The sequence below is a fragment of the Gemmobacter caeni genome (genome assembly GCF_003054195.1).
GTDB classification, from domain to species: Bacteria; Pseudomonadota; Alphaproteobacteria; order Rhodobacterales; family Rhodobacteraceae; genus Gemmobacter; species Gemmobacter caeni.
On the sequence record NZ_QBKP01000043.1, the window covers coordinates 1 to 9319 of the forward strand.

General features: G+C 60.0%; 7 protein-coding genes and 4 pseudogenes. 8 read left to right on the plus strand and 3 right to left on the minus strand.

Going from position 1 to position 9319, the window contains the following annotated elements; translation table 11 throughout:
* Positions 1 to 73: 73 nt before the first annotated feature.
* Complete coding sequence (locus C8N34_RS27055; RefSeq protein WP_242013926.1) at positions 74 to 769, minus strand: hypothetical protein; 696 nt, start codon at positions 767 to 769, stop codon at positions 74 to 76.
* Between the two features lie 276 nt (positions 770 to 1045).
* Here C8N34_RS27055 and C8N34_RS25095 point away from each other — a divergent pair.
* Positions 1046 to 1177, plus strand: a pseudogene (locus C8N34_RS25095) (ArdC-like ssDNA-binding domain-containing protein); the annotation flags it as partial.
* Between the two features lie 57 nt (positions 1178 to 1234).
* Here the strand turns inward: C8N34_RS25095 and C8N34_RS25100 are convergent.
* Both C8N34_RS25100 and C8N34_RS25105 read right to left on the minus strand, forming a co-directional pair.
* Positions 1235 to 1477, minus strand: a pseudogene (locus tag C8N34_RS25100) (P-type conjugative transfer protein TrbJ); the annotation flags it as partial.
* Positions 1478 to 1479: 2 nt separating this feature from the next.
* A pseudogene (locus C8N34_RS25105) lies at positions 1480 to 1725 on the minus strand (hypothetical protein); the annotation flags it as partial.
* Between C8N34_RS25105 and C8N34_RS25110 the strand changes: the two are divergent.
* From C8N34_RS25110 to C8N34_RS25140, 7 genes and pseudogenes are all read left to right on the plus strand, one after another.
* Positions 1724 to 1957 (plus strand): annotated as a pseudogene (locus C8N34_RS25110) (TrbG/VirB9 family P-type conjugative transfer protein); the annotation flags it as partial. The pseudogenes C8N34_RS25105 and C8N34_RS25110 sit on opposite strands and share 2 nt — an antisense overlap.
* On the plus strand, positions 1954 to 3087 hold the full coding sequence (locus C8N34_RS25115; protein ID WP_108130983.1) for a TraB/TrbI/VirB10 family type IV secretion system protein: 1134 nt from the start codon (positions 1954 to 1956) through the stop codon (positions 3085 to 3087). The pseudogene C8N34_RS25110 and the gene C8N34_RS25115, both read left to right, overlap by 4 nt.
* 2 nt (positions 3088 to 3089) lie before the next feature.
* Positions 3090 to 3311, plus strand: a complete 222-nt coding sequence (locus C8N34_RS25120) for a DUF2274 domain-containing protein (RefSeq protein WP_108130984.1) — start codon at positions 3090 to 3092, stop codon at positions 3309 to 3311.
* Positions 3312 to 3369: 58 nt separating this feature from the next.
* Positions 3370 to 4377: a MarR family transcriptional regulator gene (locus tag C8N34_RS25125; RefSeq protein WP_145693913.1), complete on the plus strand. Its 1008-nt coding sequence runs from the start codon at positions 3370 to 3372 to the stop codon at positions 4375 to 4377.
* Positions 4371 to 5135, plus strand: coding sequence for a hypothetical protein (locus C8N34_RS25130; protein ID WP_108130986.1), 765 nt, complete (start codon positions 4371 to 4373; stop codon positions 5133 to 5135). The genes C8N34_RS25125 and C8N34_RS25130 overlap by 7 nt, the downstream gene beginning before the upstream one ends.
* A complete protein-coding gene (locus C8N34_RS25135; protein WP_108130987.1) occupies positions 5132 to 6256 on the plus strand; it encodes a hypothetical protein in 1125 nt (374 codons plus the stop codon). The genes C8N34_RS25130 and C8N34_RS25135 overlap by 4 nt, the downstream gene beginning before the upstream one ends.
* Before the next feature lie 65 nt (positions 6257 to 6321).
* Positions 6322 to 8946, plus strand: a complete 2625-nt coding sequence (locus C8N34_RS25140; protein WP_108130988.1) for an AAA family ATPase — start codon at positions 6322 to 6324, stop codon at positions 8944 to 8946.
* The last annotated feature ends 373 nt before the right edge of the window (positions 8947 to 9319 follow it).

A 9319-nucleotide genomic window follows, 5' to 3' on the forward strand; every position in this document is an offset into this window, starting at 1 on the left:
CAACCCGCCGACACCCGAAGCGGCGGCGGCATAACCGAGGCGGAAAACCACTTAGAAAACGCCCGGAACCTGTTCAGAGCAACCGAACCACCTCTACTCCCAGAAAATTCGGATTGAGCGAACGCCACCTGCCCAGTTCCTCCTGGACCACCGGATGATCAAGCCCCAGGAGATCGCACGTTTCGGAGGAAGTTGCGACATCGCGGTTTAGAGTAAATCGAATGCGGCGGGCACCATCGACCGTAAGTAAATCGATAGTCTCTGCATCAACCTTCGAGAGCCTTAAATTCCGGTCCGCCATGGCCACCGACAAGAAATCAACCAACCGCTCCAAACCCGTGGAAACATCGGAGAACGGCTTGTAATCATCCAGACTGAAGCCTTCGAGATCTTGGAAGAGGTCGAATACTACCTCCCGTGCCTCGCGTGCGTTTGCCAAGGCCGCCTCAAGTTCAACTGCGGTCCGTTTCAGCTCTGGGTCACCCAGAGCCTCTTGGTAAAGCCGATCGTAGTTCAATCGCTCTGACATCAGGCAGTGCGCTTCAGCGGTTGCGTCAGACAGCTGGACTTTCAGCTTTTCGAAGAACTTGCCTTCGCCCTCATCGAGGTTCTGCACGTAGGTACGTTGCAACTCTGCAAAGTGTTCAGTGGTCCAGAGTGAGCGTCCAGGTGAAAGCAGGGAACCATCGCCGATCAGACAATCAGTGCGAAGGCGATCCATCGTATCGTAAAGCGGAGAAAGATCAGCATCTGGGTTATAACGGGCCACGAAAATTCCTCGGAAATACTTAGATATGCAATATTCGTCTTCCGACTGGCGCGAGTCGGTCCAGCTTGCATAAGAAACCAGCAAAGCTCTTTTTGTCCAGTATACAGAGGCATTTGGGGGAAAGCCTTCCCCCTGGTCGGCACTGGCGTTGCCGACGCACCCCCATCAGCGGGGAGACCCCGCAACGCCCCCGAGAGTGAGAGTGCGGACGGGGTTTCCGTGACGGGTTGAGGGCTGGAAGAGAGGCTTCCGGCACCCGTCGCGGAGATCATCCCGATGGCCAGACAGGATCGTAACCCCGTAGACGGTGGCGCGCGCGGCAACCTTTACGACGACATCACCAACAAGATCATCGCCGAGCTGGAGCAAGGGCGTCTGCCCTGGGTCCAGCCTTGGGATGCGTCGCCCGATACCGCCCCGCTGGGCCTGCCGAGAAATGCTTCAACCGGCCGGTCCTATTCCGGTACGCGCCTGATTGATGAGCATCTGCGCTTCGTTCTGAAGCGAGGTGATCTGGTGGTTGATCTGCTCCAGCGTGCGCGCGGCCGTGAGCAGGTTTTGCGCATAGTTGGTCGGGTCATAGACGATGCGGCCGAAACCGAACTGTGCGTGGGCCGGACTGGTCAGCATGGGCGAGGATGCAAGCGGCGCGGCGAGCAGTGTTGCCGCCATGAGCATGGCCCGGGAACGGGAAAAACGGATCGTCATGGTCAGGACTCCTTTTCGGTCTGGGGGATGAGATTGGTGAGATCGGGGATCAGCTCCGCCGCCCATTCGACGCCGCGATCGCGCAGCCAGGCGGCGAGGAAGCCCTCCTGCCCATGCTCGGCGACGAGATCTGCAATGCGGGTCTGATCGGTTTTGGATGATGCGGCGCAGAGCGCGAGGCCGACTTCGGACAGGCCCAGCTCGAACAGGCGGTTGCCGCGGCGCGACTGGCAGTAATAGTCCCGCTTCCCGCGCGGCATTGTGCAGGGCGAGATGCCGCCGATCTTCGTCATAGGCTCCGAGGGCGAAACGCAGATCGTCAACAGCCGCATTCACCAGAACATCCTGATCGTGGATCGCCTGTTCGGTGCTGCCGAACTGCGCCTTGGCAGCGGTGATCGCCAGCAAACCGTCAGGATCGTCCGCGTTGAACAAAGGCAGGCAGCCCAGCCCGCAAAAACCGGGGAGAATCCGTCATGAGCGACGAGACCACCACCAACGCGCCTCCTATGCGCCTGCGCGCCGAGCCGCCGCGCGTCACCCGCCTGTCACGCAAGATGCTGGCTGGCGTTGGAGCTGTCGCGCTCCTCGGCATTGGCGGCGCACTGATCTATGCGCTCCAGACCCGCGACATGGGTGGAAATGGCGAGGAACTCTATTCCACCGAGAACCGCCCCACAGCCGACGGGCTGGCTGGTCTGCCGCGCGATTATACCGGCCCCGTCCTGGGTCCAGCTTTGCCGGGCGACCTCGGCGGCCCGATCCTCGACGCCCAGAACAGGGGGCAGCCCGTTACGCCGCCGGTTATGGCAGCACCAGCCCGAGACCCCGCCGAGGAACGTCGTCTTGCCGAAGAGGAAGCTGCACGTCTTAGCACCGTGTTCTTCCAGTCGGGGCAGCGATCAGCGACGACACTTGGCTCCAATATGCCGGGCCTTGCGGGTCTTGACCTTGGCGATCAGCCCGCCACGCAGGACCGCCATACGGCATTTCTGAATGGTCCGGTGGATCGCCAGACCGTTGCCATGGATCGGATCATGGTGCCAGTGTCGCCCTATATCCTTCAGGCAGGGGCCGTGATCCCGGCTGCAATGATTACCGGCATCCGTTCGGATCTGCCTGGCCAGATCACCGCGCAGGTCACGGAAAATGTCTATGATAGCCCGACCGGCGCGCTGCTCCTGATCCCGCAGGGAACGCGCATCATCGGCCAGTATGACGCCGGTGTGCAGTTCGGCCAGCGCCGTGTGCTGCTGGTCTGGAACCGCCTGATCCTGCCCAATGGCCGCTCGATCGTGCTGGAGCGCCAGCCCGGCGCGGACGCTTCCGGCTATGCCGGTCTGGAGGATGGCGTCGATTACCACTGGTGGGATCTGATGAAAGCAGCGGGCCTGTCCACGCTGCTCGGCATTGGCACGGAACTGGCGACCGACGACGAAGACCGTCTGATCCGCGCCATCCGCGACGGCGCACAGGACACCATCAATCAGGCCGGGCAGCAAATCGTCCAGCGTCAGTTGCAGGTCGCGCCGACCTTGACCGTCCGACCGGGCTATCCCGTCAGGGTCATCGTCACCCGCGACCTGGTACTCGAACCCTATAGGAACTGACCATGACAAAGCTGAAACTCGGCCCAGTCGTTGAAGACAAACCCGTCAAAGTGACGGTTGAACTGCCGGGCACGCTCCACCGTGATCTGATCGCCTATGCAGAGGTGCTGGCCCGCGAAAGTGGCCAGCCCGCTGCTGATCCCGTCCGGCTTATCGTGCCGATGCTGGAGCGTTTCATTGCCACGGACCGTGGCTTCGCGAAGGCTCGAAGGGGCAGAGGATAAGAAGATACGATAACGGCGACATTGAACGGTAACGTCATCAATGTTAGTGTGCGTTACCATGTTAGGAAAAGATCTCGATATAAGTGATTCGCAGTTTCTGGAAGCGCTGGAGCGCTATCTGGAAGAACTGCTTCATGCTCGCATCGTTGTTCGTGCATTCGAGGGTACGCGCAGCTTGCCGTCGTTTGTCGGGCGAGCTTACAGGCTTTATGAAACATATATTCTCGGGCACCACTGCATCATCGCTGCCAAGCTCGGAGATACAGGTACACCGGCAGATATCGCTAAGCACATCGACATCATCCGCAATGTCACCGACGCCACGGTGGTTTTCGCGACCATGAGCATTACCGCGCACAACAGGGCGCGGCTAATCGGTCAAGGTGTCCCCTTCATAGTTCCTGGCAACCAGCTTTACATCCCGGATTTGGCGATCGACCTACGCGAACATTTTCGTGCCCCACGCCGCCGGCAAGTGGCAGGACTATCGCCCGCTGCTCAAACGGTTCTTTTCCATCACATTCTGCATCTCGACAGGAATTTGGCAACGCCGTCCGCCTTAGCCGAACGGCTGCATTATTCGGCAATGTCAATCGGCCGAGCGTTCGATGACCTGGTGGCCGCCCGTCTCGCTGAAACCGTCAGACATGGGAAAGAGAGGCACATTAGCTTCAAGGCGGAAGGGCGACGCCTCCTGGAGGAAGCGACACCACATCTCCGCAGTCCGGTTCGTTCCATGAAATTCGTGCGTGGGAGCGCCTTCAGCGCACACCTGAAGTTGGCAGGGGAAACGGCGCTATCCCACCTCACGGAGCTGGCTAGCCCCCGTATCGACACTTTCGCCGTCGCCGCCAGCGACTGGAAAGCGATTTCGCAGGCGGCTGACCTTGTTGAAACTGACCGCGAAGAAGCCGACTGCATCATCGAGACGTGGTCCTACGATCCAGCCGCCTTGTCCGACACAAACACCGTGGACGTCCTGTCCTTGTACGCACAATTCCGGGATCATCGCGACGAGCGTGTCGCCATGGCTGCGGATCGACTTTTGGAGAAACTACCTTGGTAGCTGGCATTGATAAATTTCAGAAGTACTTCGCTGGCCATGAGGACCACTACGCCATCATCGGCGGGGCGGCCTGTGACCTCCTGTTCGATGAAGCCGGTCTCGATTTCAGGGCTACCAAGGATATCGACATGGTGCTCTGCGTTGAGGTGGTCGATGCCGCTTTCGGCACAGCCTTCAAAGCGTTTCTGGATGCGGGTGGCTACCAGGCACGCGAGCGCAGCACCGGCGACAAGGAATTCTACCGCTTCCACAAACCGTCGGATCAGAGCTTCCCCTTCATGATTGAGCTGTTTTCCCGCAGGCCGGGCACCCTCAACCTTCCGGAAAATGCGGAACTCACCCCCATCCCGGTTGAGGAAGACATCGTCAGCCTCTCGGCCATTCTGCTCGACGACGGATATTATGAAGCGTTGCAGTCCGCGAAGCGGAAGATCGAGGGCGTAACCGTCATCGATGAAACACTTCTCATCCCATTCAAGGCGCGGGCATTTCTCGATCTGTCCGCACGGGCCGAAGCCGGGGACAGGATCGACAGCAAAAACATCAAGAAGCACCGCAATGATGTACTTCGTCTGACCCAGCTTCTGCCTGGCGATGCCTCGATCACCTTGCCCGATCAAATTCGCGACGACATGCGACGCTTCCTTGATCTGGCAGCGGCGGACGACACTCTTGATCCAAAAGCGCTCAACGTGCCGTTTACCCGCGACGAGGCGATTGCCCTTCTCAGGTCTGTTTACAAGTTGGTCGATGCATGAGTCGAACCTTCATCTACAGCTTTACTCCGCCATCGCTGGACCCAGCCCCCGGGGCGACCATCACATTGGACGTCTCCGAGATCGAGGATGCCGGCATTCGCGAGGTGCTTCAAACGCCGGGCGCCGCTTACGGCGCATGGTCGATTCTCGATGCGCTGCTATCGCCTACCGGCATAGGCACGCCTTTCATCTTCAAGCAGCCGCTCGGGCAAGCTCGTGAAGTGAAGGTCGCGTTATCGGGTCTGTTCGGCAGATTCGTCGCCCGCGCCTATCTTGAACGCTACTTTGACCTCTCCATCTTTGCCCATCTCGGTAATCGTGTCGTCGATCTTGATCGACGCAAACGCGCCAAGATCGAGCGCCTCGCGCGAGGCGACCTACCCGACTGGATCGCGTGCAAATCCGATCTGACTTCGCTCACGATCGCAGAGGCCAAGGGCTGCCACGACCCAAGCGGAACAGCGAGGGCGCTTTCCCGCGCCTGGACACAAGCCGGACGGATCGACCTCACGGTCAAAGGCCGCAAGGTTACGGTGAAGAGGATCGCTATCGCCACGCGCTGGGGCGTGGCGAGTCCCAGCCCGGCCGACGCATATCTTTCCGTTCACGATCCGGTCGACATGGGCGAGGCCATCGACCCGCAAGACAAGGACGCCCCTTTCGTAGGCCTGCTTCGCTTGCATGTCGCCAGCATGATCGAACACCTCGGCCATGCAGAACTCGCCCAAGCGCTGCGTGATCTGACACGGCAGGCCCTCCCGCGTGCCTTGCAAAACACTTCGGCCCGAGCCCGCGCCACCTTGGACAATGCGGTGATTAGCGAAGTCGAGAAGGACGGCGATATCGGCGGCCTGGTTGGCGGGATCGTCACACGCGCGGGTCCGATCACCGATGCAAGCGCCAGCGCCGTCGATCAGGAGGCGTTGGCCCGGCTTAACCTTCGTCCGGTTTTCGTCGGCATCGATCGGGATCTGGTCCGCGCGGCAATCGATGGCGAAGCGGACACCATTCGCGGTCGTTTGGCCGCGAAGGCCAGTCCTGATGACTTTGCGCGCCGCGACGGCGCAGGCGGCTGGATCATTCCGCTTGGCGCGGAAAAACGCATTGTCGGCGGCGCATGACGGGGTGGCGACAATAGAACATCAGATGGCAGACCGCTGAAGACGGAGCCATGGGGGACCGAACGATGGATCAACAGAAGACTGACCTCTCGAACGAGGCTGCGGCGCTTGCAGACATACTGAAATGGTCAGTCGACCTGCCCGGCTGGCAGCGCGACGCCTTGCGTCGGCTGTGCGGCCAGACAAAGCTAGAACCTGCCGATGTCACGGCGCTCGTTGCGGTCTGCAAGGGCGGCACTCCCGCAGCTCCGCTGGATGCCACCCACATCCGTGACCCTGCCGCAAGCCATGCGGTCGTCAACCTCGGATCCTTGCATGGATTGTCGAATGTGAACGCGCTCGCGCCAGGCGAGCGGCTGTCCTTCGGCAAGACCGGCCTCACCGTGATCTATGGTGACAACGGTGCTGGCAAATCAGGATATGCCCGCGTCCTCAAGCAGCTTTGCCGGGCACGCTCACCGAAGGGTGATGCCATCCTTCCAAATATCTATGCCGGTGCAGGCGGCGTACCGACTGCCAGCATCGACTTTTTCATCGGCGGCCAGAAGCGAAACGCGACGTGGAATCAGGGCGGAGCAGTCGATCCTATGCTGTCCGCCGTCAGCGTCTTCGACTCCCGGACCGCCAATGTCCATGTCGAGAACACCAACGATCTCGCCTATACGCCCCTTCCTCTCCGCATTCTCGCCGGTCTCGCGCAGGCGTGCCAGGATGTGAAAGCCGAACTTTCGGCCGAAATCCATAAGCTGCAACAGCAAACGCCCGCCGTCCTCTCAAAACCCGAATGCAAGCCGGATACGGCGGTCGGCAAGATGATCGCCGGCTTGTCCGGAAAGACCAAACCCGACGCAATTGAGAAACTGGCTGGCCTGAACGCGCAGGAAGACGCGCGGCTTCAAACCCTCATTACCGATCTCGCTGGCGATCCAGTCCGGACCGTCCGTCAACTCCAGACTCAGGAAACCCGCATCAATGCAGTGATCGAACAGATCGGCAAGTTGACCACCGCCGCCTCTGAGCAGAACCGGACCGCGCTCCGTGAGGCTCATGGGCGTCTTGCAACTGCGCGAGCGGCGGCATTGGCTGCATCCGACGATCTTTTCGCCGCGGAACCTCTGCCGGACATTGGCTCGGATATCTGGAGAGCCCTCTGGGAAGCTGCTCGAACCTATTCACGCGAAGCGGCCTATCCAGAAAAGCCTTTCCCCGTGACAGGCCCGGATGCCCATTGCGTCCTGTGCCAACAGCCGCTCGGCGAGGAAGCCGTCAAACGACTGAGCAGCTTCGAAGCCTTCGTCCAAGACGAAAGCAAGCGCCGTGAAGAGGAAGCTGGCGTGGCTTATGACGATTTGCTGGAGGAGCTATCGTCGCAAAGTTTCCCCATGAAGGATCTGCCTTCATTCCTCGCGCTGATCCGCGACGATATCGGCCACGACGAGTTGGCTAAGATCCTTCGCCGCCAGATCGTCCAACTGTCCTGGCGGCTACGGGCGGTACTTCGAACCCACGCAAGCGAGGTTTTGCACACATTGCCGCCGGACGCGATCTCTGCGCCAGAGGAATTGCGTGATGTGCTGGTCGGGATTGCGACGCGGATCGAAGGCCTGGAATCGGAGGTAGGCTCTCCCCAACGTGCCTCCCTTATCATCGAGCGAGACGGCCTGGCCGACCGGAAATGGCTCGGCGTCGTGCAAGCCGACGTCCTTGCCCAAATTGAACGCTGCAAATCCATCGAGGCCCTGGAAAAGGCCAGTAAGGAAACGACCACAAACAAGATCACGACGCAGAGCGCCCGTATCGCGCAGGCTCTTGTCACCAATCGCCTGCGTGGCCGCTTCGCGATTGAAGTCGACAAGCTCGGCGTTGCCGGCCTCGCCATCGAGCTTCAACAGGCGAAGACCTCAGCGGGGGTGCCCTTCTTTCAGGTGCGTCTCATCAACAAGCCGAGCGAACCCGTCGGCAAGGTTTTGAGCGAAGGTGAGCATCGATGTGTAGCGCTCGCCGCTTTCCTCGCCGAGCTGTCGACCATCGACGCGCAGTCGGCGATCGTTTTCGACGATCCCGTGTCCTCTCTTGACCACCTGCACCGTGATAGGGTCGCCGCACGCTTGGCCGAAGCGGGCGAAACACGGCAGGTGATTGTGTTCACACACGACATGGCCTTCTTGCTTCTACTTGAGGAGGCCTGCCGGGCAACCAAGGACCGTGAAGCAACGCCGATCGCCTACCGGCTCATCAGTCGTGGCGCCGACAATTCCGGCTTCTGTCATCAAGACCCGCCAGCCAGCGTCATGCCGCTCGATAAAGTGATAGACGGAATGAAGGCACACCTTACGAATGTGAAAATCCACCACGAGCGCGGTGATCAGGCGAAATGGTTGCGGGAGGTGACATCCTTCCAAGACCAGCTTCGCACCTGTTGGGAACGGGCGGTAGAAGAGGTGGTCGGACCGGTGATCCGTCGCCTGTCACGCAAAGTCGATACGACCGGCTTGATCAAGCTTACCATCCTCACCGATACCGATTGCGCCACGATGCGTGAGGCCTTCGGCCGTTGCTCCGCGCTCCTTCATAGTCAGCCCGGCGAAATCAATCCCCGCCTGCCCTCAGCGGCGATGATCGAAAGCGAAATCAGCGCGCTAGCGAACTGGATCACTGACATTCGTACCCGCCAGGAGAGGGCCGCATGATGTCCATCAAACCGCTATTTCTAATGAATGTCGGTATCGGTAGTTGCGTGCTCCCGCAACCAAAAACTATCAATGACCTCAACAGGTTAGCAGCCGCCCTCTCGGGCGGCTTTTTGCTGTCCAAACGACGGGTCAACAAGAGGTCAACAAACGGACGAAATCCGCGTGCAAGTGTAGCGCGACAAAAATAAGTGGCCAAAACGACAAAATTAGGGGGCCAGCAACTGAAGGCAGAGCTATGCGCAAAATGCATATCTCGACGCCCCCTTTGCCGAGGCTGGCCGACCTGTCCACGGTCAGTTTGCTGGCCATTGAAGCCGGTCTCAAACGCCGCGAGGCGCTGGCGCTGGAAATGCGCAACGTGCCCGGCGAC

Bases quoted from the DNA above. Each gene is read 5' to 3' on its own strand.
- C8N34_RS25115 (WP_108130983.1), top strand. From the start codon at position 1,954: ATGAGCGACGAGACCACCACCAACGCGCCTCCTATGCGCCTGCGCGCC.
- C8N34_RS25120 (WP_108130984.1), top strand. From the start codon at position 3,090: ATGACAAAGCTGAAACTCGGCCCAGTCGTTGAAGACAAACCCGTCAAA.
- C8N34_RS25125 (WP_145693913.1), top strand. From the start codon at position 3,370: ATGTTAGGAAAAGATCTCGATATAAGTGATTCGCAGTTTCTGGAAGCG.
- C8N34_RS25135 (WP_108130987.1), top strand. From the start codon at position 5,132: ATGAGTCGAACCTTCATCTACAGCTTTACTCCGCCATCGCTGGACCCA.
- C8N34_RS25140 (WP_108130988.1), top strand. From the start codon at position 6,322: ATGGATCAACAGAAGACTGACCTCTCGAACGAGGCTGCGGCGCTTGCA.